Source organism: Pedobacter metabolipauper (assembly GCF_004362715.1).
In the GTDB taxonomy this organism is placed as follows: Bacteria; Bacteroidota; Bacteroidia; order Sphingobacteriales; family Sphingobacteriaceae; genus Pedobacter; species Pedobacter metabolipauper.
In genome coordinates, this window is record NZ_SNYC01000004.1 from 630369 (window position 1) to 657324 (window position 26956).

Below are 26956 nucleotides of genomic sequence, written 5' to 3' on the forward strand. Positions count from 1 at the left end.
GATTAATTCTTAATAGCAGTCTGTGCGTATTTGATTGTGTGATTGATAAAAGCTTATACTGTTGCCTGTTTTTGACTGACAGATGGTTTCCAGCAGTTCAATTACATCTTTCTGCATGGAAAGGGAACCACAGATCATCAGCACCCCACCTTTATTGAGGATATTGCCAATCAGATCTGCATCTTTTGCAATCAGATCGCTGACGTACTGCTTTTCCCCTGCTCTCGAAAAGGCCGTATTGATGTTTACAAGTTTTCCGGCCGCCTGGTTTGTTTCCAGCAAGCTTTGATACATTTCATAAGAAGATTGTTCCCGGAAACCGCAGTACAGGTGACATGGTACCTTGTCCTTGTTCTCGCCAACCATACCCAGGAATGGCGCAATACCTGTACCATTTGAGATCATTACAACCTCAGGTGCTTTTTCGGGAAAATGGAAATGTTCATTTTTAATAACCTTTGCACGGATCTTTTCTCCGGTAGTTAAACGGTGTAAATAGGATGATCCCAATCCTCCTGGATGCAGCCTGACGCTTAGCCGAATCTCTTTATCTACAATTCCAATAGAATAAAGCCGCTCACGATAATCGTTCTCAGGATATATAGCCAGCAAATCCCCTGATTTAACACGCAGTCTTTTTCTGGTCTGGAAACTTATGGCAAACGTGCCGTTTTTAAGTGATTCGGTTGCAGCTGTATTAACGGTAAGTGTTTCTAAACGCTTTGATGCGGCACTTTGAAGTTCTGGCAATATCGTAAGCGGGATTTGAATCTGTTGTGACCAGGCTTCGGCCCATAAGCTGAAATCGTCTGGTGACTTATCGTTTACCGTGTGGACATCGGTTAACGGTACAGCCCAGGTTTGCCTGGAAAGCAAATTGTTGACTTCGTAAGCAAACTTACAGAAATCTGGATAGGCGTGTGATCCGAAACCCAGGACCGAGTAATGAACAGGCTGGGGCTGCTGATGCTTTTCAAGCAGTGCAGCAAATTTGCCCGCATTTGTAGGGGCATCGCCTAGTCCGTAAGTGGCAGTTAGTACAATCAGGTTTTCCGCTTTCGGAAAAACAGTATAATTGTTCAGTTGGGATAGGAATGATTTTTCGCCTGCTTTGATCAGCTGCTGGTGAATGGCTTGCGCAAAGCCAAAGGTGCTTCCGTTCTCTGATCCAACCAGGATGATGTATTTACTTTCATCAGCGCTGTATTTATTTTTTGTGCGGTTAGACAAGCGCTTCCAGGTAATGGCAAAACCGGAATAGATGAAGAATAAAATGTTTGCCGAAGCGACCGCCAGTATGATGGCCCATAAGGCACTGGCCCGACCGGTGTGCAAATTCAAACTCAGGTTGGTGAGCAATACCTGGGTAGGATATTTTACTTCACTGAGAATGTCGCCGGTAATTTGATTGACAGCGATTTCCCTGGTCTTGAGTTTAAAGGTGTAATAATCTTCTGCATCCTCTGAAAAGGGAAATTCAATGGATTCTACGTCAGAAAATTTGGTGTTCTTAAAGATATCCATGTCGGCCGGATTCTTAGCCGGCTCAGAACGAATGGCATCAAAATCGACCTTAGCGGACTCTTTTGGGGTGCCAATCAACTCAAACCTAACCAGTGACAGGTAAGTTCCAGTCAATGCAATGATCACAATTGGGACCAGAGACCAGCGTCCAAGTACCACATGGTAATACTGGGCAAAGTTGTCTCTGGCTATCCGTGTAAAAAAACGCTTCAGTCCGCGCTGGCGCTGAATGATCAGCATCGTTCCGGAAACGGTGATCAGCAGGAGTAAGAACGCGGTTAGGCCGATGAAAAAACGGCCTGTCTCATGTAAAAACAAGGAGCGGTGCAGTGCGGTTATCCACTTGAAGAATTCGTTCTGTTCTTTTGGACTTCCTAAAATTTTTCCGGTAAGCGGATCAACATAGGCCAGCAGTTTTTCTCCATTGGCATCGCTGCCATTGATCTGTACAAACTGACTGGCATTTACCTTAAGTTCGCTAATGTCCGGATATGTTTTTCTAAGCACGGGAAGTGCCTGAGCAAGCGTAATCCCGTCGAAGTTATTTACGCGATACGGTTGAATTTTTTCAGATACAGGTTCGAAAGCCAGTATGATGCCGGTTATTGATGCCAGCGTGAGTAAAAGAAAAGAAGATATAGCCAAAGCTAAGTGGCTATATCTCCATATGGAAATGGTCATATGTATGGATGACTTTAGTTTGCGCTGAAACGAACGTAGCGGATATATCCGGTTCCATCGTTCTTTGCTGAAAGGGTTTCTGTCGTTAAAGGAATCTCCAGGTCTTTCATATGATACTCTTTATCCTCTACGGCACTTTCAAAGCGTAATTTGTAGCCTGCATTGATCTTTGATTTATCAATTTCAATCACATTAACACTACGGTCTCCACCCGCTGCAGATGCACCGGTAACGGCGCTGATCTTCTCCGATTTTTGGGTGTGGTATTTGTACCACTCCTTTACTGTATTATACCATTTTTTGTTAGCTCCCAGTACGTAAAGGGTTTTTTCATAGGCACCCCTGTTATTGACCAGTGAAATTACAATGTATGCGCCTTCGCCCATATAGTTTGTCATCTGGATCATGCATTTGTACTTGTTGGTGCTTTGAGCAATCGATGCAGCAGGTTTAGCAAATGTAAGTACCAGTAAAAGAAACGCTGTTTTATATAGATTCGACATCATTATTTAAGGAAGTTAACGGATACATTATTTTTAGTTAGCGATTCATTCTCACTGGCCAGGTCAAACGCGGTTTCTTTGAAGTTAGTTACTGCGTCTTTCTTAGCTCCGATAGATAAAAGATATTTCAGCAACACATCGTCTTTAGATACCAACGCTGCTTTATGTAACGCAGTAAGGCCATCTTTATTTTTAGCATTGATATCAATATTCAAAGGCTGCAGACGTTTTATAAGCGATACATCATTTTTTGCTACTGCAATATGATATAGCGTATTTCCGTCTGCCTGAGCAGCAGTAACATTCAGTCCTGCATTCTGAAGGATTTTAATTTTTGTATCAAGATCTTCTGGTTTTGGACCATTTGGTGCCGGGCGTGCAGCTTGTGGATTAGCACCTTGTGCGCTTTGCGGCCGATAGGAGTCTACCACATAATAGGCCAGGTTATTGCCTTTTTTATCTAAAGCCTTAGCAGAGGCACCTTTGCTGATCAGGTAGCTTACTACCTCTGGAGAGCTGCTGCGCACAGCCATAGTCAATGCAGTTTCACCTTTTTGATTGGCCTGATTGATATTTTTTACCCGGCTAATCAGCATGCCAATTACCGCAGTATCACGGTTGGCAGCTGCAGCGTTCATGATTACGGTGTTGCCTTCTTCATCAACCTGATTTACATCTGCTCCTTTTGAAAGGAAATATTGAATGATGTCTTCTTGCTTTGGCTTACGTACAATTGCATGTAAGGCATTTTCGCCATTTTTACCAATGGAGTTCGGTTTTATATTCAGGCTTTCCAGGTATTGATAGACTTCGATGGTATTGGCTCCGCGGCGTGAACCCTGAGCAGCCATCAGCATCGCATTTGGATTGGCTTTAACACCTTTTTGCAAAAGCGTTTTTAACAGTTCAATATTCCCGGATCTTGCTGCGTAACTAAATGAATTGTTACCTGAGGCATCGCTGCTGTTGATGTCTAGCCCTTTTGAAATGAAATAATTGGTTAGGACAAAGTCTTTGTCATTCGGAATGGCAAGTAGTAATACATTTGCTCCATCCTGACTAAGGTCTTTTTTCAGGTCCGCACCATGGGCGATGAAAAGATCATAGATCTTCGTATTCTGCTGACCGCCGCTTGCAGCGAAAAGAAGGGGAGTTGATCCATGACTGTCTACAGCATTGGTTTTTGAGCCTTTGCTCAATAAGTATTCTACAAGTTCTACATTGCCTTTTGAAGCAGCCCAATGCAAATAGATGCGGCTGTCGTGGGTAAGTTTGGCAATGTCATTTCCTGGTTGCGATAACAGGTACTTAACCGCTTCTGTTGATGCCCCTGCATTGATGGCCAGAACAACAGGATCGAAGCTCGAGCTATTGAACTGTGACGGATTGTTTCCTTTTTCAACTTCGGTTTTGATCTGGCTCATGTCAGGTTTCCCTTGCCAAAAGGACGCATCCAAAAGTGTATTTTGCTGCGCACTTGCAATCAGGGAAGATAAGGCGAAAATTGCGGTAAGTAGTTTTTTCATTTTAAACACAGTTAATAGCTTTGTTTTATTTCGAGTTCTCTATATCAGAGGTAGTTTGCGAATTTAATAAGAATAGTTCTAAATAAAAACCAAAGCTGGAAAATAATAAAATATAAGCAGCCCAAGTTGTTTTAGCCATGATTCTTATTTAGCTTATCTATCCCACATGGCCGCAATGGCATTGTTGTAGGGTTGCTCATCGGTAATAGATTAGGCCGTTCGGGGTTAAAACATTAATTTTAGCCACCGGCACAATAGATATGCAAAAAACAACTATAGAGAAGATAATGGCTCCTGTGAGCAGGTTTATCCATTTGGAATATACCAGCGGAATTGTCTTATTGGTTGCAGTTATCGCAGCAATCATCTGGGCGAATTTTTCTTATGGGAGCTATCATCATATCTGGGAGATCAATTTTTCTGTAGGATTTGATACCTACTTATTGAACCATCCACTGCACATTTGGATTAATGATGGGCTTATGGCAATTTTTTTCTTTGTCATCGGGCTGGAGCTCAAACGTGAATTTATGGAAGGCGAACTTTCAAGTTTGAAAAAAGCTTCTTTGCCAATGACTGCTGCCTTGGGGGGCATGCTTGTGCCAGCCTTAATTTATTTCTTCATAAATAAGGGAACCGAGGCCGATCACGGTTGGGGAATTCCAATGGCGACAGATATTGCTTTCGCACTCGCATTGTTGTCTATGGCAAGTAAGCACATACCAGTTTCGGTAAAGGTGTTCTTATCGGCCCTCGCGGTAGCTGATGATCTCGGAGCGGTTTTTGTAATTGCTTTTTTCTATACTGCTAAAATTGATTTTACAGCACTTGCTTTTGGTGGAGGGTTTCTGGCCATATTGATCATCGGGAATGTAATAGGCATCCGAAGCAGTCTCTTCTATCTTATTGTCGGTATTGGCGTATGGATAGGATTCCTGCTTTCAGGCGTCCATGCAACCATTGCGGGGGTGTTGGTAGCTTTCACCATACCCGCTGTTACTAAGATCAATGAGCAGATCTATTCGGACAATCTAAGGAAATTGTCCTACGATTTTGAAACTGATATACCAGAACGTGGAAGTCTGATCACTCCCGAACAGAACAAAACCATCCAGAAAGTTAAAAGTCTTAGCATGGCCGCAGAAACGCCATTGCAGACCATCGAACATGCCCTTCATCCTTGGGTCGCTTTTGGAATAATGCCACTTTTCGCTTTAGCAAACGCAGGTATCGTGATTGGTGCAGATTTTTTCTCCTCTGTTATCAATCCCGTATCAATCGGGGTTGCGGCAGGACTGATATTTGGGAAATTCTTTGGAATACTTTCTTTCTGTTGGATAATGGTAAAGCTTAACCTGGCGAGTCTTCCAGAACAGGCAAACTGGAAACATGTAGCAGGAGTGGCTTTACTGGCAGGTATTGGATTTACAATGTCGCTGTTCATCAGCGGCCTGGCTTTTAAAAATCCGGTGTTCATTGATCAGGCTAAATATGGGATTCTGGTAGCCTCTGTTACTGCCGGCGTGCTTGGCACATTGGTTTTAAAAAAGATTTCTAAACCACAAAATTAAGAATCAATTGGCTTGACCATAGAAATCGTTTCGGTTGAAAGCGACCGGTGCCATTAAATAATTAGCCAACATCACTGGGAGAGATTCCAAAATATTTCTTGAAAGCAATACTAAAATTAGCCTGGTGCCTAAACCCCGTAATTAAGGCTACTTCATAAATGGTCTTGCGTTCTTCAAGGAGTAAGGTCTTTGCCAGTTCCATCCTCAGGCGGGTAATATAATCGTAGATCGTAGTCGCAAAATATTCTTTAAAGCCCCTTCTAAGCTTAGATTCGTTGAGCATCACTTCCATGGCCAGTTCACGCTGGGTAGGTGGATCTGCAAAGCGCATTTCCAATATAGCGCGGGCATGTTCCAGCTTTTCAATATCGGCCTCTCTCAGCAGTTTGCCCCCTTCTGGCTGCTCATTATTTAACTGTTCGATCTGGTAAATTAAAAGTTCGAGTACTTTGGCCTCAGTATGCAGCCGTTTCAACTCACCGGTCTTTTTATCTTCGCGCAGTTCAAAGATAATCCGCTGCATTTCTGCTGTTACCAACATATCCTGAGCTGCATAAGATGCGGATAGTCCCTTCTCTATCTCCTGCACAAATTCTTCGTGCAATGAAGAATGACGGTCAATTAATTTATAATAGTATTCTTTGGATATCACCATCATAAAATAGGTATAATCCACACCGGCCTTTAGCTCATAAGTAGCACTTGAGGAAGGGATAAAACGGATATTGTGCCTGCTGCCACCATGTGGATTCATTTTTCTGGCTGATGCCGGATAATAAAAAATGAATTGACTGGTGATGGTTTCACCTTCTACCGCGGTATAAATGCGGATGGGCTCCGTAAACTTCATTTCAGAATACATCAGGAAGAGTCCGCCGCTGCTCAACTGGTAATTCACCATTTTAATGGGAGCGCGCTCAATGGTTACTTTCTTTTCACTGATTGTATTGCCTGGCGCAAAAGCATCGGGAATGTCCTCAATAAAGAGCCATTCATTTAATCCTTCTATCTTGCTTTTTACAATCATTTCTGTGGGTTAAGAATAATTCAGATTAAGTTTCTCAAATATATCTATATTATTTATAATCTTTCTAAATAACTTGTGATTTAACAGGTATTTCTTTTACGATCATCGAATTAAACTCGTCTGCGGCTAATCTTATTTCTTTAGCGATGATATAAGGTGTTAATGTTTTTGTACTCATCACTACTTCTGTTTCCAGCCCGAATACGCTATAGATGTCTAATGCGGTAAGTACTTCTGCCGGACTGCCATCTTTCCATCTGCGTCCGTCCTTTAACATGAGAATCCGGTCTGCATACTGTGCGGCGAGGTTTAACTCATGTAAAACAGCTATAACCATAAAGCCTTTACGGGTAAGTGCTTTGGCTATGGCTAATGTTTGCTGCTGGTACAGGAGGTCTAAACCAGCTATTGGCTCATCCAGTAAAAGCAAGCCGCCTGGCTGGTCCCATAGCTGAGCAAGGATGCGGGCCAGTTGAACGCGCTGTTGTTCACCACCAGAGAGTTTCAAATAAGACCGTTCTGCAAAAGTAGTTAATCCGCATACACTGATTGCCTCGCTTACGGCAATTTGATCCGCTTCGCGGGCTTTTCCTGTAAAATAAGGATAGCGCCCCATCATCACGATTTCTTCTACGCTAAAAGCCATATTTACTGCATTATGCTGACTTAAGGTCGCCCTTTTTCTGGCCAATTCTTCCGGCTCATAATCCTGAACTGACTTTCCATCCAGCATGATCTTTCCTGAAGCGGCCGTTTTTTCACCATTTAACAAACTGATCAATGTAGATTTTCCAGCACCATTGGCACCGGTAATGGCCAGCAGCTCTCCTCTTCTTAAAGAAATGGTTACCCCGTTTATAATTGTACGGTTCCCAATTTTATAGCTCAGGGATTCAACTTTTAGCATTTTTATCTTTTATGAGGATATAAAGAAATACAGGGCTGCCTATTAATGCTGTAATTACACCTATTGGCTGTTCCATAGGCGCAGTGAGCATCCGCGCCAGCAGGTCTGAAAGGCAAAGCACTAAAGCACCCATTAATGCGGATGCAGGCAATACATACCGGTTATCTACCCCTCCGAGTAATCTGACCATATGCGGTACAAGAAGGCCAACAAAGCCAATAATACCAGATACGGCTACTGAAGCGCCTACTGCCATTGTACACAGGATTACAACCCTAAGCTTTACCCTGGATGTGCGCATTCCAAGTTGATCGGCTTGCTTCTCGCCCAGCACAAACGCATTGAGTTTTCTACCCTGTCCCGGTAAAAGAGCCAAAGGAATTAAAATGAATGGCAGAACGGAGAAGAGCGTTTGCCAGGTAGCCCCGGCTAAACTGCCAAGCATCCAAAAGGTAATGGTACGGAGCTGCTGTTCATCCGCATTTGCGGTAATCAGACCGGTAAGTGCGCCGCATAGTGCATTGATGGCTATGCCGGCAAGGAGCATCGTGGCCACATTTGGCCGCCCCTCGCTTTTTGACAAATGGTAAACCAGGGCGGCTGAAACTGCAGCACCTAAAAAGGCACCCATGGCAACCAGATAGTACCCCACTATACTGGAAAGCGTAGATAAGACCGTAACCTCCAGTACAATTACCAACACGGCCATTAAAGAGGCACCGGCAGAAATACCGATCAATCCGGGTTCTGCAAGCGGATTACGGAAAATACCCTGTATGGCAGCGCCTGAAATGCCCAATGCGGCACCAACTAACAATCCCAGTGCAACGCGTGGTAAACGAACAAGGTTCAGTACAGTCTCATACTGCGGTTCAGAAACCTGGCTGCAAATTCCCAGTTTGGTTCCAAGGATCAATAAGACTTCTTTAATGGGAATCTCCATAGCTCCCATAGCCAGAGAAAAGCAAATGGATACCAATAATGAAAGGATTAGAAAGATATAGATGAATTTTCTTTTCATTCAGCAGCAGTTAGGGATATATTCTCTCGTTCAGCACTTTTATAGCTTCGGGGAGCCGTGTGCTGAAGTTGACCATTAATGGCCCGTCTACCTGCACAATGTTCTTGTTTCTACCTGCATTGGTACCAGATACCCCGGGCATTTCGAGGACAGCTTTTGTTCCGCCAAGGCTGTTGAGCCCAAAATCAAAAAGAAGGATTACATCCGGATTGGTTTTTACCATCATTTCTGTGCTGTACGGTTTAAACTCTGCAAATTCTTTAACTGCATTGATACCGCCGCTTAATGAGATGATTGCATCCATATTGCTGCCTTTACCGGCAACGGTCATGGTGCCAGCTCCCCTGGCATAGATGAACAGCACTTTTTTAGGTCGCTTAGCATTGGTTTTTACCTGGTTTATTGCTGCTAGTAATGCGCTTTCAGTTCGTTTAACCAACTCTTCACCTTTAGCAGGGTTTCCAACTGCCATGGATACTTGCCGGATAAACTCAAGGGCACCTTTGGTATTGAACTGCTGTTTAAATGTAATGAGCTTTATGCCTGCCATTTTAAGCTGATAGCGTATCTCTTTAGAGATGTCTGCATCGGGTGCCAATACCAGATCTGGCCTGAATGATAATAGTGCTTCTGCAGACAAGATGCGGTTGCGGCTAACTTTTGGCAATTGCTTTACAGGTTGTGGATATAAGCTGGTTACATCTGTTGCTACGATCCGGCTGCCATAGCCCAGGGCGTAGACTGTTTCACTGATTGCAGCACCCAGGGTAATGATCCGCAAGGGTGCTGCGTCAGCTTTAGGGAGAGGCATATTGAGGTTAGCCCCTGCATGATAATCCGTAAGCAGGAGCAGGAACAACAGGCAATAAATTTTGTTCATTTTATAAATTCTGCTGCAAAACAAGCATTAAAATTTACGCTCCGCAAATAGGACCATTATCAAATATGCAATCCGCATTATATAATTCTGTTCTATTCTAAATAAGAGTCTTTAGTTTAATCTATTGTTTATCAATTACTTATTTGTTGTTTTTTCGCTCCTGTCCGTTGTATCCAGCCTTGCGTTCTGATCATTTCTGACCACTTTGCATACAAAATAAAACGGATTGCATACGTGATAAAGCGGATTGCATACACCAAATTATCAAAAGTATTCAAACATTTGCACTGGGTTTATTTAGAATGATTAAAAATAATAAGCCGTCTACCCAATAGTCCGCAATGATACGATGTAAACTGCTTCTTTTATTTCTGTTTTTAATATGCACGCATGCCTTTGCACAGTCATTAGGAAGCTTACACGGCAGTATATCAGACCAAAATGGTAAGCCACTTTCGGGGGCAACCATTTTACTGGAGCCAGACCGGCATTTAACGCAAACTGATAAGCAGGGAAAGTTCTTATTTAAAGACCTTTACAAAGGCTCGTACCAGGTTAAGGTAACTATGGTAGGCTTTAAAACCTTTACCGGAAAGGCTGTTATTGACGAGGGTAAGGCGGCTGCTCTGGCCATCATTCTGGAAACCGGCGAAAGCGAACTCGAAGAGGTAGAGGTGTCCGGAAGTTTTGAAGCAGCTGATAACTTGCTGAAAAGCAAGAGAAGTGCGATGCCCGTAACCATCATTACACGCCGGACCATTGAACTTATGGGAAGCCGCAGACTGGATGAGGTACTAAAAGAGCAAACCGGTATTGCTATTGTAAATAATATAGGCGGTGGTGCCCGCGCTGTAGGGGTGCAGATCCAGGGATTTGGAAGTGAATATGTAATGGTTCTGATTGACGGGCAACCGATGACTGGCCGTAATAGCGGAAACTTTGACTTGTCAAGGATCAGTGTATCTAATATTGAACGTATTGAAATTATTAAGGGGGCTTCATCCTGTTTATTTGGTAGCGAAGCACTAGGTGGTGCCATTAACATCATTACCCGTCATGGTGCCATACAACAGCAGGCACTTGCTTCTATAAATTATGGGAGCCTGAATATAGCAGATGCTACGCTTGAGGCAGAAACCCCTTTCGCGGCACAACGCGGATCCGTAAACCTGTCTGCAAACTATTACCGCAGTGATGGTTTCAATACCAATCCAAAGTACATCCAATCTGGAACAACATCGCCTCCTTATGATAATTATGCGCTGCAAGGGCGCAGCCGGTACCGGTTGAGCAAAACGAGTACCGTTGGTTTAAGCGGCAGATATGCCCTCCGTCAATCCTTCATGCCTAAGGACTTTGGTCTCGGGAATATTTCAGGGGACAGGCAGGATGAAACCGATTTGAACCTATCCGCCACATTTGATCATAATTTTGAATCAGGCTTAAGAAGCATGAGCCGGTATTATTTAACCACCTACTCTTCAGATATGAGCGTTGCGTGGCAGGGAAGTGGTTCTCAGGTAAGTAATGAGGTATTTACGCAAACCCTGCATCGCTTTGAACAACAGTTTGCTTATGCATTCTCTAATGGGATTAAAGTCACCTCTGGTCTTGGCGGAAGTTTGGAAAACATGAATGACGACGCGCTTACAGATGCCGGGACATTAAGTAACGCATTTGGTTATTTGCAGGGCGATTGGGGAATTACCAAGAAACTGGAGGCTGTTGGGGGACTGCGTTATGACCATACCAATAACTATGGTGGCAAGCTCAATCCAAGTTTCGGTTTACAATATCACATACGTCCAAATCTGACACTAAAAGCAGGAGCAGGCACGGGATTTAAAACCCCTGATTTCAAAACCAGGTACCTGGTATTTTATAACCCCACAGCAAATTATCTTGTTGTTGGAAATGACGTGCTGCGTGAAACACTGGATCAGCTTCAGCAGCAAGGTCAAATCAGTGAGATCAGGCAATACCTGCTCAATCAACTGGATCAAAATTTACAGGCCGAACGCAGTACCTCTTTAAATGCTGGTTTTGTGTGGAAACCCAGACAAACAGTTAAGATAGAAGGCGGGGTCTTTTATCATGATCTGAGAAATCAGATCAATAGTATACAAATTGCTACAGGAACGAATAACCGGGTAATTTATACCTATCAGAATCTGCCAAAGGCAGTGAATAAAGGGATAGATGCATCTGTGGTCATTAATCCGCTCAAGGATTTAGAGATCAGCGGCGGATATCAATACCTGATTGCCAAAGACCGGAGTGTGGAAGATAGCATCCGTAAAGGAAACTGGCCATATGGTCAGAATATCCATGATCCTGCTACCGGCAACTCTTACGCACCAAAGCCTTCAGATTACTGGGGTATTGAAAACCGATCCAGGCACATGATCAATTTAAGGGCATTTTATGTATATCGCCCATGGGATATCAGCATCAATGCCCGCGTAAACTATCGGGGTAAATATCCTTTTGGTGATCGCAATGGGAACAATTTTATTGACCGCTACGATACGTTTGTGGATGGTTATTTCTTAATCAATGCGGCAGTTGAGAAGAAGCTGATGAACCAGCACCTCAGCATCAGGCTTACTGCTGATAATCTTGCAGATTATATTGATCCGCTCATGCCTGGTCAGCCGGGCAGGATTTTACTGGCTGGACTTACTTACCGTTTTTATAAAGACTAATACCTATGAAGATAAAATCATTACACCTGTTGTTAAAAAGGCAATCTGCGATTGTGCTTTTACTTCTGTTTCCAATACTTGTGATTTCCTGTAAAAAGGATGAAATAGACCCGTATTCAACGCTTGAAGATGGAAAAAGCACAGTGATTAAGGATTTAGCAGGAGATACCCAGGCATCTATGGGCGGTAACACTCCGGGTAAGGAAAACCGTCCGTTCTATATTTTTCTGTTCCGATTTAGAGACCAGAAGCAAATCTGGATTCGTAATGCTGCTGACTCTGCACAATGGCTTAAAACTAAGGATTGGGATCTTGCATTTACAGGCCCTTACAATAGTGAAGTATTTGTGAACAACAAAAATTATTCATTTAATCCGGGTTATCAGGGTGAAGCTGAAGGCATGGTGCTGATGCTTGAACAGGCTTACAACACCGTAAATCAGGCTCCTTCAGATGCAGATTTCAATGCCAGTGAAGCAAACAAAATTGGATGGGCATCTTCAGTAAGCTCTAATGGGTGGTTCTTTTACAGCCTGAATACCCATATCATGCAGGCCATTCCTGATCGTACCTATGCTATCCGGCTGCCAGACGGAAAGTATGCCAAGCTGCAACTGGTAAACGCCTATAAAGGCAATCCACCGGCCGTGACTGATCTGAACTGGCCTGCGCCGTACTTTACCTTCAGGTATTTTGTACAGCAAGACGGCAGTAAAAACTTAAATACAGCGAATTAATAAACAACTATATCACATGAACCTCAAACAACTCCCATCACAAATAGCAACTATTGCCCTGGCCTTATTGCTGTTCACGTCCTGTTCCAAATCTGATGATCCGACTCCTGAGACTGAGGAGCCTGAAGGCAGTGCGGTTCCTTTTTACAAACTGCAGCGGGTAGAGAATTTTGCAGTAGAAACCGACGATGCCAATCCAACTGTGCCTAAAGGTGCAGCGTACTTCAGCCTGGAGACCAAAAAAGAAACACCACTTTCTTATGCAAAGACGGCCAGGTGGGATATTGGCTTTAATGGCTTATATAATAGTTTTCTATCTGGAAATAGTGGGGTAGACCCGTCTAACCTGGGTTATGGTGGTCCGGGAACCGGGGGCATTGCAATCATAGAGAAGCCTTTTAATGAGGTGGTCGATATTCCATCTGATGCAAGCTTTAAATTAAAAGGAACCATTATTGGTACTGATGCTAATGGAGACTTTGGTGAGGGTACCGGCTGGTATCTTTATGATTTTGGCGGAGGGCTGATGTCTGATCAGCGTTATGATAAACAGCACGTGGCCTATGCATTAAGCGAACCCCTGACCATGACCGACGGTAAAAAGCTTACAGCAAGAACCATTGTAATACGTACGGCTAAGGGTAACTATGCTAAAGTAAAAATGATCAGTTGCTATAAAAATGCGCTTACACCTGATCAATGGTTTAGAACCACGCCGCATATGTTTTTCACCTTTGAATATGTAATTGTTCCAAAAGGAAGCACAAAATTTGAAATTAAATAATCTCCATCCAATACATGAAACCAAACTTTTTAATATGCGCATTGCTGGCCCTGATCAGCTTTGCTTCCTGTAAAAAAAATATGAGCCTGCCTGAGCAGCCAAATAGTAAGATCCTTGAATTTAAAGTGCCGGTTTCTGATGGAATGATCAGTGGTGCCATTGACGAAACAGATAAGACGATAACCGTATACATACCTTTTTTCTACCAGCTGGATGTAATTGATCCGGTGATCAGGCTTTCTGAAGGTGCCAAACTGAGCGAAGAAATATTGCCGGTAGATGTACTGAACGATAAGGCTACCTATACTGTAACAGGAGCTGATAAAAGTACAACAACGTACAAACTGATCATTAAAATGCAGCAAATGGGTCCACTGGTGGTTAGTGAGGTTTCTACGGAAACCACGACGGCATCGTGGGGAATCGGGTTCTATATGCTAAACATTAGAGGTAATTTTAATACCAATGATGCCAATAAGGTACGGGTATTCCTGGTTGATGCGAATGAGAAAGAAGCAGAAATGACTCATGTAACCGGCTATGGTAATGCAACGGTGGTGCCGCAAATGGGAACAGAGGGCAAGATCTATACTCTGGGATATATCGGGGTACCGCAAACACTAGATCCCGGTAGATACAAGGTTCGGGTTAAGGTGCAGTCGCTCACTACAGATCTAAAGTATCCGGTTACGCTAAATTACGTGCTGCCGCAGATTGATTATGAGTCTATAACCGCTAAACAAGGTGATACCTTTGTGATCCATACGACCGGACCTGTATTTCATAATTTTAAAACCTTCAGTGTTCCTGTTAATGGAGTTAAGGTAGAATTTCCTATTGTTAGCTACACGCGTACACATGCAACCATCCGGGTTCCGGATACTATGACCCCCGGTACCTATTATCCATATCTGTTATTTGACGGATTTCCACAGATCACCGCCAACTGGCCACTAACCATTATTGCTAAATAACCATGAGATCCAACATAAAATATACCTATACGCTTCTAATCCTTTTATTTGCTTTGAATGGGTGCAAGAAAGTTTACCCAGATTTGCCTTACCATGAAATTCTAAGCTTTTCTATCGAGGATGCAAATGGAGCGCCTTTAAAAGGAGTTGTTGAAAATAATCAGATCTTGATTTACTGGCCACAGGACCAAGCTATGCCTCAGCAAATTACGCCGGTATTTGTCATTTCTGATAAGGCTACTGTGCAGCCTGCATCGGGCACCGCTATTGCTTTTAATGAAACAAGTATCTATACGGTTACGGCAGAAGATGGCAGTACATCAACTTATACCCTGAAGCCGGTTATTAATCCAATAAACCCGTTAATTACCAGGGTATACGGTACGCGCGTATTAAATGGCCGTAATTACGCCACTACTACACAGGCTGTAGAGATTGCCGGTGATTTTTTCAATACTGCTGCGGGCCAGGTTAAAGTGTTCTATATCAATTCCAGTAATGAGGTGGCAGAAGCAAAAGTAAGCAATGTAACGCCAATCGTTGTTTCCAGTGTCGCCGAAGTACCAGCAGGTACATATAACAGGATAAAGGTGGTTAGCAGTGGAAAAGCAACTGAATTCTTTTATGATTTTGATGTTATCCAGGAAACAAAACCGGTTATACCGCTAACTTCATTTAAAGAAGCTGTTACCGTAAAAAGAGGCGGACAGCTAACCATTACTGGCGGTGTTAACCTTGATAAAATAACCTCAGTTCAGCTGTTCAATGCAACTACGCTTGCGTATATACCGGTAACGCTTAAAACTGCAGCACCGAATAGTATTACCTTAGAGATCCCTGCCGATCTGCCTTTGGCTAACTACAACAGGATCCGGTACTATCATCCTCCTGGTGAGTATTATACGGCAACTTTTACAAATTTAACCTTTACCAATTTTCCCATTACAGTAACCCAGTAAGTACCAGCCGGCATTCTAATGCTGATTTATGGACAGATTGTTGTTGTCCCATAAGCGTCTCAGCTGAATGATCAGGAAATGAACCAGTAACAGTAACACAAAATTATAAACACATGCTAAGTACAAACATCAAAGAAGCAACTAAAGCAGCACACCAGGGCCTGGAAAAAAAGGTAGTGCTAAAACTTAAGGCCATCCGGAGCAATGCTGATTATGCAGACCTCCTTAAACATTTCTATGCCTATTTCAATGCGGTTGAAAAGGCCATAGCACCCTACATTACGAATGAGTTATTGCCGGATCATGCAGAACGCCGTAATTCTGAATATCTGAAAGAAGATATTGAAGAGTTAGGTGCTTCTGTCAGTGAACTGCCTGCGGTTAACGTACCGGAAATTACCAATACTTTACAGGCACTAGGTGCAATGTATGTAATGGAAGGTTCTATTATGGGCGGTCCGATCATTGTTCAGATGTTGGCGAAATATGGTGTTACTACCGGTGTTTCTTTCTTTTCCGGATATGGAGAAGCAACCGGAATGATGTGGGGCAAATTTGTTGCCGTAATGAATAATGAAGCTAAAACAGAAGATGATGAAACGATAGCCGTTCTTTCTGCTAATGATACCTTTCAGCAGTTTTCTGACGTTTTTGGAGAAGTAGAGGTGGCTTAACCACATACCCTTTTTACAATCCCGCCTCAAAGGCCGCTCCCCTCAGAGTGGCTTTTTTTGTCGTTTACATAAAAAATCAGGGTGTTGGTCAATCATTTTTTCACTGCGTTTGGAGAATGATTACTTTAGTGCAATGAGTTGGACTGGCAGAAACAAACTTAGTGCCTATTTTGAAATCCTTATCCATATTATTTTATGGGGATTATTGCTTTCTGCAATTTATAATGGCGTAGAAAGCTATTGGGTAGATCTGTACAAATCTGAATTTAAAGGAGATTGGAATGCCATTCAATACATGGCCTGGAAAAAAGAACATGCAGATCCGGGATCCATTATTTTTCCCTTGACTGTGATTGCTTTTAAAGCGCTTTTTTTCTATATAAACGTATATTTAATTTTTCCTTCGTTTAACCGTAAAAAATGGATTTCCCTGATCCTAAAGGTGCTGCTAAACCTTATACTTTGCCTGATCGCTGAATATGCGGTGTTTATGGCTGTTGAAAGCAGTGGGGATCTAATCTCATTTGGGCTGGATAATTATTTTGATTCTGAGAATTTAGAGACACTCGGGATCTGGTTTGGTTATATATTTCTTTTAGCCATTCTTTACGCGCTAATTCGTCATTATGTTTTGAATAGAGGAAAGAGACTGGAAAAAATAACTGCCGAACTCGCATTGCTCAAGAACCAGGTAAATCCTCATTTTCTATTCAATACACTTAATAATTTCTATGCTATGGCTGTAGAGAAGGATGCAACCGAACTGGCAGACGGCATTGCGCAGCTCACCCACCTCATGAGGTATACCATCTATGAAAGTAATGTGGCTTATATCCCGCTGGAAACAGAAATTGCTTATGTTCACGATTATATTAAACTACAATCGCTGCGTTTTACGAAAGAGGATAAGATCAGTATCGGGTTTGATGATCAGCATGTCAATTTAAATTTACCCATTGCACCTATGCTTCTGATTGGTTTTGTAGAGAATGCATTTAAGCATGGCATTAGCCTTAAAGCAGATTCTTTCATTCATATCCGGATGCATTCAATAGATAATGAGATTCATTTTGAGATTGAAAACTCGATTCACCACGGGATGGGCAGTGCTGATGTTAAGTATGCAGGTTTCGGGTTAAATCATGTAAGGAAACTACTGAATTTGCAATATCCTGGAAAGCACAAGCTTGAGATTCGCGAAGAAAAGGATATATTTAAAGTGGTATTAACGGTAATAACCAGTACAAATGAAGTGTATCGCAATTGACGATGAGCCCAGGGCATTACAGATCATTAGACTTCATGCAGCGCGTATAGCTGCAATTAGCAAACTAACCACTTTTCGAAGTGGACTGGATGCCATAGATTTCCTGATGCACGAAAAAGCAGACCTGATCTTTTTGGATATTAGCATGCCTGACCTTACCGGGATTGAGTTTTTGCAGTCGTTGCCGCAACGTCCGCTGGTCATCTTTACCACCGCTTATGCAGAATATGCCGTTCAGAGCTATGAATTTGAGGCTATAGATTATTTGCTGAAACCCATTGAGTTTCCAAGGTTTCTAAAGGCAGTGAATAAGGCAAATGCAGTTTTCCAGCAAAGGGATCCGTCCTTACCAGACCGCTTGTACCAGGTAAAAAGCGGGCCGGAGACATATCAGGTTAATTTGAACGATATCCTTTATATAGAGGCATCGGGTAATTATATCACCTTTGTCACGCAGCAGCGTAAAATTATATCGATGACCACGCTAGCTGAAGTAGAACAATCTCTTCCTGCTTCGATGTTCTGCAGGGTACACAAGTCATTTATTGTCTCTCTCCTGCACATTGATGTGGCAGGTATGCACCAGTTAAAAATAAACCAGGAAACAATTCCTATTGGAAGAACATACAGAGAAGGATTTAAAAGATCTTTTGATCGCAATCGTTAATTCTTTTTTCAATAAATGGGTCATTTAAACGACGATCCCGGATCAATTCCGGGATCGCGTAAACAATCAGGTATAAGATCAATATGGTTTAGCCGCATTTAGAGGAACCACAATCGTTACAGGTCAAACAACCTTCCTGGTAATGCAGGTTTGTTGAATTGCAATTCTGACATTGCTGCTTTTTAGCTTCAGTGCCATCCGGAACATATCTTTTTAAGGCACGGGCAACCCCATTTTTCCAGGTATTTATCGCTTCATCAAGCTGAAGGCTATTGATCAGGTCAACTACCTTTTCAATTGGCATCCCATGTCTGAGTGTACTTGAAATTAATTTGGCATAATTCCAGTATTCCGGATTGAACTTATAGGACAGTCCCTCGATGGTTGTTTTATGACCACGTTTATTTTTATACTGAAAGTCATACCTTGAGCCGCCATCGGCTTCACGGTTCTTGATGATCAAACCATCATTAACCCATCTTGGGATCAGGATGCCATCTTCATCATCAGCAAAACCGGTAAATATCTCATAAGGTTTCCCTTCAACCAGCCCAATAAAGGCAATCCACTTGTCTTTGCTGTTTTGGAAGCGTACAATTTCAGCCTCCAGAACGGTTGGTCTTGTTGTTGGAAATGGAAGGGCAGGGTTTTCAGTCTGTTCAGGTTCTGCCTTGGTTTCAGTGTTTGAGATCAATACACCAGACCGGGACCCATCGCGGTATACAGTTACACCTTTACATCCGGATCTCCATGCCTCTAAGTATAGTTCACCAACTACCTCTTCGGTTACATCTGCAGGCATATTTATAGTAACGCTAATGGAGTGGTCTATCCATTTTTGGATGCTGCCCTGCATCTGTACTTTTTTAATATAATCTACATCGTTGGAGGTAGATTTATAATATGGAGACTGTTCAACCAGTTTATCCAGTTCTTCCTGAGCATAATTTTTGGTTAGATCATGGCCATTCACTTCCATCCATTGTTTAAATCGATGGTGAAAGACAACATATTCTTCCCAGGAGTCACCCACTTCGTCGATAAAATCTACACGTGCATCCTTATCATTAGGGTTTACTTTTCTTCTTCTTTTGTAAACTGGCATAAACACCGGTTCAATTCCCGAACTGGTTTGCGACATTAAGCTGGTCGTGCCGGTCGGCGCGATGGTCAGTAATGCAATGTTCCGTCTTCCATGCTCCAGCATTTCATAATATAGCTGGGCATCCGCTTCTTTTAATCGAAGGATGAAGGGGTTATTTTTTTCTCTATCGGCATCAAAGATGGTAAAAGCCCCTCTTTCTTTAGCTGCGGTTACAGAAGCCCTGTAGGCTTCAAGAGCAATGGTCTTATGAATTTCCACTGCAAATTCTGATCCTTCATCACTGCCGTATCTCAAGCCCATTGCTGCAAGCATATCACCTTCAGCTGTAATGCCAATTCCAGTCCTTCTACCTTCGTTTGCTTTGGTTTGGATGTTTATCCAAAGGTTCTTCTCTGTGCGTTTTAATTCTTCATTTTCAGTATCATCAGCAATTTTTTGAAGAATGGCATCTATCTTTTCCAGTTCCAGGTCAATGATGTCATCCATTATACGTTGAGCAGCGTGAATATGCTTTTTAAAAAGTTCCCAGTTAAAGTAAGCTTCCTTTGTAAAAGCTTTCTCTACGTAGGAAAATAGGTTAATGGCGAGTAAGCGGCACGAGTCATATGGACAAAGCGGGATTTCTCCGCAAGGATTCGTTGAAACCGTTTTGTAGCCAAGGTCTGCATAGCAATCCGGTACCGATTCACGAATGATCGTATCCCAGAATAGGATTCCTGGCTCAGCAGAGCGCCAGGCATTGTACACGATCTTTTTCCACAGCACTGTAGGGTCAATTTCTTTTTCGTAAACCGGAGACTTACTATCCACCGGATATTGCTGCTGGTAAGATTTGCCGGATTCTACTGCTTTCATGAACTCATCGTCTATCCGAACAGAAACATTTGCTCCGGTTACCTTTCCTTGTTCCATCTTTGCATCTATGAAATCTTCTGAATCAGGATGTTTGATGGCAACAGAAAGCATTAAGGCTCCTCGTCTTCCATCTTGCGCAACTTCGCGTGTAGAATTAGAATAGCGTTCCATAAAAGGAACAATACCTGTTGAAGTTAATGCAGAATTTTTAACGGGGGAACCTTTTGGACGGATATGTGATAGATCATGGCCAACGCCACCACGTCTTTTCATAAGCTGAACCTGTTCCTGGTCAATTTTCATGATGCCGCCGTAAGAATCAGAATCTCCATCGTTCCCAATTACAAAACAATTAGAAAGCGATGCAATTTGATAGGGATTGCCAATTCCGGTCATCGGACTTCCTTGTGGAATAATATATTTGAAATTTTTGATCAGGTCAAAAACCTCATTCTCAGATAAGGGATTTGGATAACGTTGCTCAATGCGCGCAATTTCAGCGGCAATTCTATGGTGCATATCGTCGGGTGTTCCCTCATAGATGGTTCCATAAGAATCTTTCAGTGCATATTTATTTACCCAAACACGTGCCGCCAGATCATCTCCATTGAAATAGTCAAGTGACTTTTGATAGGCTTCGTCAGAAGTGTAGGTATTTTGGGTTTTTGATGGGTCTGCAACTTTCATAGTAGGTGGGGATTGGATTCAATTATTTATAATGATTCAAAACTAATTATTTGAAAACTTAATAGAGAATTTAAAATGCAATGTTTTCAAAAATAATTAGTAATCAATTGATTTTTAAAATGTTGATGTTTTTGATATGACAAAAAGTTTACAAATTTTGAAATTATATATTTCATGAAATGGAAGTGAAATTCAGGAAGAGTTTTGCATTTTAAACAAATTTATTTATCGTATGCAACAAGCAGCCCTGGCCCACACATAATTTATATGGTATGGGTTAGGGATTTTTATGATTATGCATTAAATTCGCAGCCATGTATAAGCTGTTCCTGGTATTTTGTTTTCTATTTCTTAGGCCCGGATTTTCTTATTCATAAGATGTAGTTAAAGGAAAAGTGATCAGTACTTCTGGTGATGCTCTGGTTAGCTATTGTACCGTACAAGACCTTTCAACAGATGAAAAGGTTTCTTCCAGCACCAATGAAAAAGTTGAGTTTTCATTTTCCTTTAAGTCCAGGCCAGCAAATATAAAATTATATTTATCCTCCCTGAGGTTTGCTGATACGCTGATAATTCTTGATCTGACAAAAACCTCTCTATCATATCATCAAGCTTAGACCAGTATCTATTCAATTGTCTGATGTAGTGATATCTGCTAAGCGGGATATCTTAAAAACAATCGGTGATAAAAATGAGCCTTTTCGGGGTCGCGGGTCTGGTGGAACTTTAATCAATGGAAGCAGTGTCTTTGTTAAATACAAAGAGAAAAAGAATGGCGTTTTAAATTCCATACAGATCTATCCGAAGAAGAAGCGGGTTATAAAGGTGCTTTTACTTTGCGGATATTCAGGATGGAGAAGACTTATAAAAACTTTACTGCATTTGCCACTTCAGAACTTCAGGATGTATTGAATGAAAAACTTGTTTTTGAAGCCTCAAAACCAAGTTGGTATACCATTGATCTGGCTGATTATCGTGTGCCTATAACCAAAGATGGTCTTTACGTGGTTTTGCTCCCGGTATTAAAAAGCAATATAGTTTATGGTCAGAGTCCTGCAAAGCCCGAAGAACGTTCTTATGTACCGGTAATAGCCAGGCAGAAATTAATTAGGTCGAGTTTCAAGGCGTTTTTATATGGTACTAAAACTTCGGGAATGGGCGTTTATGAGCTTCAGCCTGCTATGATTGTAAAGTATAGTGTTGAAGAATAATGTATCCTGTGTGCCGTAATAAATTAGAATCTTGTATATTGAACGAAATATATAAGATCATGAAACTGTTTATAAGGCGAAATTCATTCCTGTTTTCTAAGCGTTCTGCGTGCTTTACACACTCCGCGTTTTCTGCGTGCACTATATTTTTAAAGTCTGTTCTCGCACTTTCTTTTTTAACTCTGGGCCCTTCTTTGGAGACTTTTGCTGTACAGCAAAAACCGAAAGCAGATAAAAGACCAAACATTGTTCTGATCATGGCTGATGATCTTGGCTATTCAGATCTTGGATGTTATGGGGGAGAAATTCAAACACCAAACCTGGACCGCATCGCAAAAAAAGGGATGCAGTTTAAGCAGTTTTATAATGTTTCAAGATGCTGCCCAACACGGGCATCGCTGCTAACCGGTTTATATAATCATGATGCTGGCATCGGAGATATGACCACGCACCAGAATGACTCCGGATACAGGGGATACCTGGGTAAAAATACAGTAACTATTGCAGAAGTATTAAAACAGGCCGGGTACCATACTGCGATGGCTGGAAAGTGGCACGTTTCGAACACCATAACCCAGAACAATCAGGAAAATCAATTGAAGTGGGTTAATCACCAGACTGAACATCCACTGTTCTCCCCGATAGATCAGTACCCTACAAACCGCGGATTTGAAAAATATTATGGTACCATTTGGGGTGTAGTTGATTTTTATGATCCATTTAGCCTGGTAGAAGGTACAAAGCCTGTATCCAATGTGCCTAAGGGATATTACCATACTGATGCGATCAATGAAAAGGCAGAAGGCTATGTTCGTGAATTTAGTAAATCGGATCAGCCATTTTTTCTTTATGTAGCACACAATGCACCGCATTGGCCAATTCAGGCCTTACCGGAAGACATTGAAAAATATAAGGATACGTATAAAGCAGGATGGGATGTAATTCGTAAGAGCCGTTATGAGAAAATGATCCGTCTGGGTCTGATCGATTCCGCAACAACAAAGCTATCTCCAAGGTATCCCGGACAAAAGAGCTGGGAAAACAACCCAACCAAAGAATGGGATGCACATGCGATGGCTGTTCATGCGGCCATGATTGATAGGATGGATCAGGGAATTGGTAAGATCTTAACGGCCCTTGAAGAAACAGGCGAGATAGATAATACCATCATAGTTTTTTTAAGTGATAATGGCGCCAGTGCAGAGCTAAGTGATAAATATGGGCCTGGCTTTGACAGACCCGGACAAACCAGGGATGGCAGGATCATTTCTTATGCAACCGATAAAAGTGTGATGCCGGGGCCACAAACTACTTTTTTCTCTATAGGCCCAGATTGGGCCAACGTGGTTAATACACCTTTTCGCTTGTGGAAATATCAATCCTTAGAAGGCGGTGTACACACCCCCATGATCGTTTCCTGGCCTAAAGGAATAAAAAAGCAAGGATCAAGGACAGATGAAGTTGGGCATGTTATGGACTTTATGGCAACATTTATAGAGGTTTCGGGAGCTATATATCCAAAAGAATACCATGGCAATACAATTACACCCTTGGAAGGACGTAGTTTTGTTCCTGTTTTTAATGGGAAGCATCTGGATGAAAACCGCCCTTTGTTTAATGAGCATGAAGGCAGTAAATATGTAAGACTTAATAACTGGAAACTTGTTGTTGCCGGAACGGATAAAAATTGGAAACTATATGATCTGAAAACAGACCGTTCTGAGTTAAAAGATCTTTCAGGAACTTATCCGGATAAGGTGGTGCAAATGCGTGCCTTATGGGACGATTGGGCAATAAAGCACAATGTACTTCCTAAACCTTGATCTATTATCCTGGTCATCCAATTGCTGTGGTATAAATTTTATAAATGCTTAAAATAAAAAACCATCATTCCGGTTAAAGAATGATGGTTTAGAACAGACAATTACTGCCGTTCTTCTGTTTAACTTAAAAGTTCCTGAAGGTCACGGTCTGCCGTTGGTATTTTTCTTAAAAACTCATCAAAGCCGGCATTCTCCTGTGAACTATACATGCCGTAAGCATCCAGAATATAGCCTATGGTATGATCCTTATCCTCTAAAAGATAAAGCACAGAATTATCTCCCGGATCAGAGTCACCCTCAAACCTATAGGTTTTAATGATGGTCAGGTCATCTGGATTATATATTTTATTAAAACCAACACCTTGCATTTTGCCATGGTCAGTCATCTTTATTTCATTATCTAAACCTTTAAGCCTTAATTTTTCCAAAATCTGGCTAAGTGTATTCATATCTGCTGGACGTTCCATAATAATAGGATTTATATAAGCAATTAACAATTACAGGTTAAAATGGTTTTTTATATTAATTGTCAGCGTAAAACAATTTGATGCAGTTTCTTTGCTGTTGACTGTAATTAAGGGTGTTTATGCTTCGGATCATTTATATTTTAATTATTTATGGAATTGTAGGGTTTCCAGACATCCTGATTAAAACTATAAACTTAAACTATGGCAACTCTAAACATTTCTCAAAGCGGCCAGGCCGCAAAAGGACAAGCCCGTACCAGGAAACCAGTACCTGCTGTTGATTTAACTGCAATGGTTGATCTCGCCTTTTTGCTGATCACCTTTTTTATGCTTACTACATCATTGTCCAAGTACCAGGCAATGGATGTAGCAAAGCCGGTAATCGATATTCCTGATCAGCCGTATCCAGCCTCACGTACTGTAACATTGATCTTAGGGAAAGACAATCACATCTTATGGTATAAAGGTGAACTGGAGAAAACAGTGCCACAACAAACCAGTTTTAAACAGATTGGCAGCGTCCTGAACCAAAATAAAAAACAGATTGCCGGGATATATAAAAATGATCCTGCAAAGTTTATGATCGTGATTATTAAGCCAACAGAACAGTCAAATTATAAGAACTTTGTTGATGTGCTGGATGAAATGAAAATAGCTGATGTTAAGTCCCACATGATCGATGATAAAGGACTATTGGATCTGGAGCATTCCTATTTAATAAAGAACCAAATGTAGTCAGGTTGCCGATAAGTTTCCTATAAGGCAATTATATATAAGGGGCTTTTTTTTGGAGAATCTTCGGAGATTGTCCGCAAAATGGCATACAACATGCGCAGATACTCCATTTATAGCACGAAATTTATTTGCTCTCTAGTAGGCGTCTATGTGGTACAAAAAAAATGGCCGTATCTATTTAAGATACGGCCATTTTTAAGGATTCTTCAGCCTATAAAGAAAAAGCAGCTTTAACCTGATCTACGAAATCTAGTTTCTCCCAGGTAAACAATTCAACCGTTACCGTTTTCTCCTCACCGTTAGGGCTTTTGAAAGTTTTAGTAACCGTTTCAGATTTACGACCCATATGGCCATAAGCTGCAGTTTCGCTGTATATTGGATTTCTTAATTTTAAGCGTTGTTCAATGAAGTAAGGACGCATATCAAAAAGACCTTCAACAATCTTAGCGATCTCTCCGTCTGTTTGGCTTACTTTACTGGTTCCGTACGTGTTGATATAAATTCCCATTGGTTTTGCAACACCTATTGCATAACTAACCTGTACCAGGATCTCTTCTGCAACACCAGCAGCAACCAGGTTTTTAGCGATGTGACGTGTAGCGTATGCAGCACTCCGATCTACTTTACTTGGATCCTTTCCAGAAAAAGCACCACCACCGTGAGCACCTTTACCACCATAGGTATCTACAATAATCTTACGGCCTGTTAAACCGGTATCGCCATGCGGGCCACCAATAACAAATTTACCGGTTGGGTTAATGTGATATTCGATCTTGTCATTAAACAAATGTGCGTATTGCGGATTGTTCCTGATGATTCTTGGAATAAGAATTTCAACAAGATCTTTTTTGATCTTAGCCAGCATTACAGCTTCTTCGTCAAAATCATCATGCTGGGTAGAGATCACAATCGCATCAATACGAACAGGCTTATTGTTGTCATTATATTCTAAAGTAACCTGCGATTTTGCATCCGGACGCAAATAGGTGATGACATCGTTTTCTCTTCTTAGTGCAGCAAGTTCCTGAAGCAGCTTGTGAGAAAGGTCAAGGGCTAGAGGCATGTAGTCTTCAGTCTCGTTAGTTGCGTAACCAAACATCATTCCCTGGTCTCCAGCACCTTGTTCTTCCTTACTGCTCCGGTCAACACCCTGATTAATATCCTGAGATTGCTCATGTATTGCCGAAAGTATTCCGCAAGAGTTGGCCTCAAACATATATTCGCTTTTGGTGTATCCTATTTTACGGATTACATCACGTGCAATTTGTTGTACGTCAAGATAAGTTTGTGATTTGACTTCACCAGCTAATATGACCTGCCCCGTAGTAACTAATGTTTCGCAGGCAACCTTTGATTCTGCATCAAAAGCTAAAAAATTATCAATAAGTGCATCTGAGATTTGATCTGCTATTTTATCAGGGTGACCTTCAGAAACTGATTCGGACGTAAATAAATATGACATTCTAAATAATTAATTTTTATAAGCAATATTATAAAAATGGAACCAGACCCTGATAGAACAGGCTGTAAAATGAAGTGTATTAGAGGTTAGCACTTTTTTTTACGTGGTTGCAATCCCGCTATTGTTAGATAGCATCGCAAATCAGTCCACTTTTGATGGCGCTAAATTACTATATATATTTAAATAGTCAAAAAATATCAATTA

At 41.7% G+C, this 26956-nt stretch carries 22 protein-coding genes; 12 read left to right on the top strand and 10 right to left on the bottom strand.

From position 1 onward, the window contains the following. Positions 1 to 9 precede the first annotated feature (9 nt). Genes ATK78_RS09400 through ATK78_RS09410 form a run of 3 tightly spaced genes read right to left on the bottom strand, consistent with a single transcriptional unit; the run spans position 10 to position 4234 of the window. Positions 10 to 2205: a PepSY domain-containing protein gene (locus tag ATK78_RS09400; RefSeq protein WP_133575829.1), complete on the bottom strand. Its 2196-nt coding sequence runs from the start codon at positions 2203 to 2205 to the stop codon at positions 10 to 12. Between the two features lie 14 nt (positions 2206 to 2219). Then, complete coding sequence (locus tag ATK78_RS09405) at positions 2220 to 2711, bottom strand: DUF2271 domain-containing protein (RefSeq protein ID WP_243732489.1); 492 nt, start codon at positions 2709 to 2711, stop codon at positions 2220 to 2222. Next, entirely contained in the window at positions 2711 to 4234 is a 1524-nt protein-coding gene (locus ATK78_RS09410) for an ankyrin repeat domain-containing protein (protein WP_133575830.1), read from the bottom strand. The genes ATK78_RS09405 and ATK78_RS09410 overlap by 1 nt, the downstream gene beginning before the upstream one ends. A gap of 260 nt (positions 4235 to 4494) precedes the next feature. Between ATK78_RS09410 and nhaA the strand changes: the two genes are divergently transcribed. After that, positions 4495 to 5805: a Na+/H+ antiporter NhaA gene (gene nhaA, locus ATK78_RS09415; RefSeq protein WP_166664853.1), complete on the top strand. Its 1311-nt coding sequence runs from the start codon at positions 4495 to 4497 to the stop codon at positions 5803 to 5805. A gap of 61 nt (positions 5806 to 5866) precedes the next feature. Here nhaA and ATK78_RS09420 read toward each other — a convergent pair whose 3' ends face one another. The 4 genes from ATK78_RS09420 to ATK78_RS09435 all read right to left on the bottom strand — a co-directional run bounded on the left by ATK78_RS09420 (position 5867) and on the right by ATK78_RS09435 (position 9640). Next, positions 5867 to 6832, bottom strand: coding sequence for a helix-turn-helix transcriptional regulator (locus ATK78_RS09420; protein WP_133575831.1), 966 nt, complete (start codon positions 6830 to 6832; stop codon positions 5867 to 5869). 64 nt (positions 6833 to 6896) lie between these two features. Further along, positions 6897 to 7739, bottom strand: coding sequence for a heme ABC transporter ATP-binding protein (locus ATK78_RS09425; RefSeq protein ID WP_133575832.1), 843 nt, complete (start codon positions 7737 to 7739; stop codon positions 6897 to 6899). Then, entirely contained in the window at positions 7726 to 8760 is a 1035-nt protein-coding gene (locus ATK78_RS09430) for a FecCD family ABC transporter permease (protein WP_133575833.1), read from the bottom strand. The genes ATK78_RS09425 and ATK78_RS09430 overlap by 14 nt, the downstream gene beginning before the upstream one ends. A 10-nt stretch (positions 8761 to 8770) precedes the next feature. Next, on the bottom strand, positions 8771 to 9640 hold the full coding sequence (locus tag ATK78_RS09435; protein ID WP_133575834.1) for a heme/hemin ABC transporter substrate-binding protein: 870 nt from the start codon (positions 9638 to 9640) through the stop codon (positions 8771 to 8773). Between the two features lie 341 nt (positions 9641 to 9981). Between ATK78_RS09435 and ATK78_RS09440 the strand changes: the two genes are divergently transcribed. From ATK78_RS09440 to ATK78_RS09475, 8 genes are all read left to right on the top strand, one after another. Then, positions 9982 to 12345, top strand: coding sequence for a TonB-dependent receptor (locus tag ATK78_RS09440; RefSeq protein WP_133575835.1), 2364 nt, complete (start codon positions 9982 to 9984; stop codon positions 12343 to 12345). 5 nt (positions 12346 to 12350) lie between these two features. Further along, on the top strand, positions 12351 to 13082 hold the full coding sequence (locus ATK78_RS09445; RefSeq protein ID WP_133575836.1) for an HmuY family protein: 732 nt from the start codon (positions 12351 to 12353) through the stop codon (positions 13080 to 13082). Positions 13083 to 13098: 16 nt separating this feature from the next. Then, entirely contained in the window at positions 13099 to 13866 is a 768-nt protein-coding gene (locus ATK78_RS09450; RefSeq protein ID WP_133575837.1) for an HmuY family protein, read from the top strand. Between the two features lie 14 nt (positions 13867 to 13880). Further along, a complete protein-coding gene (locus tag ATK78_RS09455) occupies positions 13881 to 14840 on the top strand; it encodes a hypothetical protein (RefSeq protein WP_133575838.1) in 960 nt (319 codons plus the stop codon). A 2-nt stretch (positions 14841 to 14842) separates the two neighbouring features. Then, entirely contained in the window at positions 14843 to 15799 is a 957-nt protein-coding gene (locus ATK78_RS09460; RefSeq protein ID WP_133575839.1) for a hypothetical protein, read from the top strand. Positions 15800 to 15912: 113 nt separating this feature from the next. Continuing rightward, positions 15913 to 16473 carry a biliverdin-producing heme oxygenase gene (locus ATK78_RS09465; protein WP_133575840.1) on the top strand — a complete coding sequence of 187 codons (561 nt, stop codon included), beginning with the start codon at positions 15913 to 15915 and terminating at the stop codon, positions 16471 to 16473. 133 nt (positions 16474 to 16606) lie between these two features. After that, a complete protein-coding gene (locus ATK78_RS09470; protein WP_133575841.1) occupies positions 16607 to 17740 on the top strand; it encodes a sensor histidine kinase in 1134 nt (377 codons plus the stop codon). Continuing rightward, the gene (locus ATK78_RS09475; RefSeq protein WP_133575842.1) at positions 17721 to 18407 is read left to right on the top strand and encodes a LytR/AlgR family response regulator transcription factor; all 687 of its coding nucleotides are present in this window, start codon (positions 17721 to 17723) and stop codon (positions 18405 to 18407) included. The genes ATK78_RS09470 and ATK78_RS09475 overlap by 20 nt, the downstream gene beginning before the upstream one ends. An 88-nt stretch (positions 18408 to 18495) precedes the next feature. Here ATK78_RS09475 and ATK78_RS09480 read toward each other — a convergent pair whose 3' ends face one another. Beyond that, entirely contained in the window at positions 18496 to 21054 is a 2559-nt protein-coding gene (locus tag ATK78_RS09480) for an adenosylcobalamin-dependent ribonucleoside-diphosphate reductase (protein ID WP_133575843.1), read from the bottom strand. Positions 21055 to 21905: 851 nt separating this feature from the next. Between ATK78_RS09480 and ATK78_RS09485 the strand changes: the two genes are divergently transcribed. Both ATK78_RS09485 and ATK78_RS09490 read left to right on the top strand, forming a co-directional pair. Next, positions 21906 to 22265, top strand: coding sequence for a hypothetical protein (locus ATK78_RS09485; RefSeq protein ID WP_133575844.1), 360 nt, complete (start codon positions 21906 to 21908; stop codon positions 22263 to 22265). A 59-nt stretch (positions 22266 to 22324) separates the two neighbouring features. Next, entirely contained in the window at positions 22325 to 24088 is a 1764-nt protein-coding gene (locus tag ATK78_RS09490) for an arylsulfatase (protein WP_133575845.1), read from the top strand. A gap of 119 nt (positions 24089 to 24207) precedes the next feature. Here ATK78_RS09490 and ATK78_RS09495 read toward each other — a convergent pair whose 3' ends face one another. Then, complete coding sequence (locus ATK78_RS09495) at positions 24208 to 24555, bottom strand: hypothetical protein (RefSeq protein WP_133575846.1); 348 nt, start codon at positions 24553 to 24555, stop codon at positions 24208 to 24210. Positions 24556 to 24756: 201 nt separating this feature from the next. Between ATK78_RS09495 and ATK78_RS09500 the strand changes: the two genes are divergently transcribed. Then, complete coding sequence (locus tag ATK78_RS09500) at positions 24757 to 25290, top strand: ExbD/TolR family protein (protein ID WP_133575847.1); 534 nt, start codon at positions 24757 to 24759, stop codon at positions 25288 to 25290. A 211-nt stretch (positions 25291 to 25501) separates the two neighbouring features. Here the strand turns inward: ATK78_RS09500 and metK are convergent, their stop codons facing one another. After that, positions 25502 to 26752 carry a methionine adenosyltransferase gene (gene metK / locus ATK78_RS09505; RefSeq protein WP_133575848.1) on the bottom strand — a complete coding sequence of 417 codons (1251 nt, stop codon included), beginning with the start codon at positions 26750 to 26752 and terminating at the stop codon, positions 25502 to 25504. Positions 26753 to 26956: the final 204 nt, after the last annotated feature.

What these genes read in the sequence shown, in the direction of transcription:
- ATK78_RS09410 (WP_133575830.1), bottom strand. Translation starts at nt 4,234, where the DNA reads ATGAAAAAACTACTTACCGCAATTTTCGCCTTATCTTCCCTGATTGCA.
- ATK78_RS09475 (WP_133575842.1), top strand. Translation starts at nt 17,721, where the DNA reads ATGAAGTGTATCGCAATTGACGATGAGCCCAGGGCATTACAGATCATT.
- ATK78_RS09480 (WP_133575843.1), bottom strand. Translation starts at nt 21,054, where the DNA reads ATGAAAGTTGCAGACCCATCAAAAACCCAAAATACCTACACTTCTGAC.
- ATK78_RS09455 (WP_133575838.1), top strand. Translation starts at nt 13,881, where the DNA reads ATGAAACCAAACTTTTTAATATGCGCATTGCTGGCCCTGATCAGCTTT.
- ATK78_RS09400 (WP_133575829.1), bottom strand. Translation starts at nt 2,205, where the DNA reads ATGACCATTTCCATATGGAGATATAGCCACTTAGCTTTGGCTATATCT.
- ATK78_RS09425 (WP_133575832.1), bottom strand. Translation starts at nt 7,739, where the DNA reads ATGCTAAAAGTTGAATCCCTGAGCTATAAAATTGGGAACCGTACAATT.
- metK (WP_133575848.1), bottom strand. Translation starts at nt 26,752, where the DNA reads ATGTCATATTTATTTACGTCCGAATCAGTTTCTGAAGGTCACCCTGAT.
- ATK78_RS09430 (WP_133575833.1), bottom strand. Translation starts at nt 8,760, where the DNA reads ATGAAAAGAAAATTCATCTATATCTTTCTAATCCTTTCATTATTGGTA.
- ATK78_RS09460 (WP_133575839.1), top strand. Translation starts at nt 14,843, where the DNA reads ATGAGATCCAACATAAAATATACCTATACGCTTCTAATCCTTTTATTT.
- ATK78_RS09420 (WP_133575831.1), bottom strand. Translation starts at nt 6,832, where the DNA reads ATGATTGTAAAAAGCAAGATAGAAGGATTAAATGAATGGCTCTTTATT.
- ATK78_RS09490 (WP_133575845.1), top strand. Translation starts at nt 22,325, where the DNA reads ATGAAACTGTTTATAAGGCGAAATTCATTCCTGTTTTCTAAGCGTTCT.
- ATK78_RS09450 (WP_133575837.1), top strand. Translation starts at nt 13,099, where the DNA reads ATGAACCTCAAACAACTCCCATCACAAATAGCAACTATTGCCCTGGCC.
- ATK78_RS09435 (WP_133575834.1), bottom strand. Translation starts at nt 9,640, where the DNA reads ATGAACAAAATTTATTGCCTGTTGTTCCTGCTCCTGCTTACGGATTAT.
- ATK78_RS09440 (WP_133575835.1), top strand. Translation starts at nt 9,982, where the DNA reads ATGATACGATGTAAACTGCTTCTTTTATTTCTGTTTTTAATATGCACG.
- nhaA (WP_166664853.1), top strand. Translation starts at nt 4,495, where the DNA reads ATGCAAAAAACAACTATAGAGAAGATAATGGCTCCTGTGAGCAGGTTT.
- ATK78_RS09500 (WP_133575847.1), top strand. Translation starts at nt 24,757, where the DNA reads ATGGCAACTCTAAACATTTCTCAAAGCGGCCAGGCCGCAAAAGGACAA.
- ATK78_RS09485 (WP_133575844.1), top strand. Translation starts at nt 21,906, where the DNA reads ATGGAGAAGACTTATAAAAACTTTACTGCATTTGCCACTTCAGAACTT.
- ATK78_RS09495 (WP_133575846.1), bottom strand. Translation starts at nt 24,555, where the DNA reads ATGGAACGTCCAGCAGATATGAATACACTTAGCCAGATTTTGGAAAAA.
- ATK78_RS09470 (WP_133575841.1), top strand. Translation starts at nt 16,607, where the DNA reads ATGAGTTGGACTGGCAGAAACAAACTTAGTGCCTATTTTGAAATCCTT.
- ATK78_RS09405 (WP_243732489.1), bottom strand. Translation starts at nt 2,711, where the DNA reads ATGATGTCGAATCTATATAAAACAGCGTTTCTTTTACTGGTACTTACA.
- ATK78_RS09445 (WP_133575836.1), top strand. Translation starts at nt 12,351, where the DNA reads ATGAAGATAAAATCATTACACCTGTTGTTAAAAAGGCAATCTGCGATT.
- ATK78_RS09465 (WP_133575840.1), top strand. Translation starts at nt 15,913, where the DNA reads ATGCTAAGTACAAACATCAAAGAAGCAACTAAAGCAGCACACCAGGGC.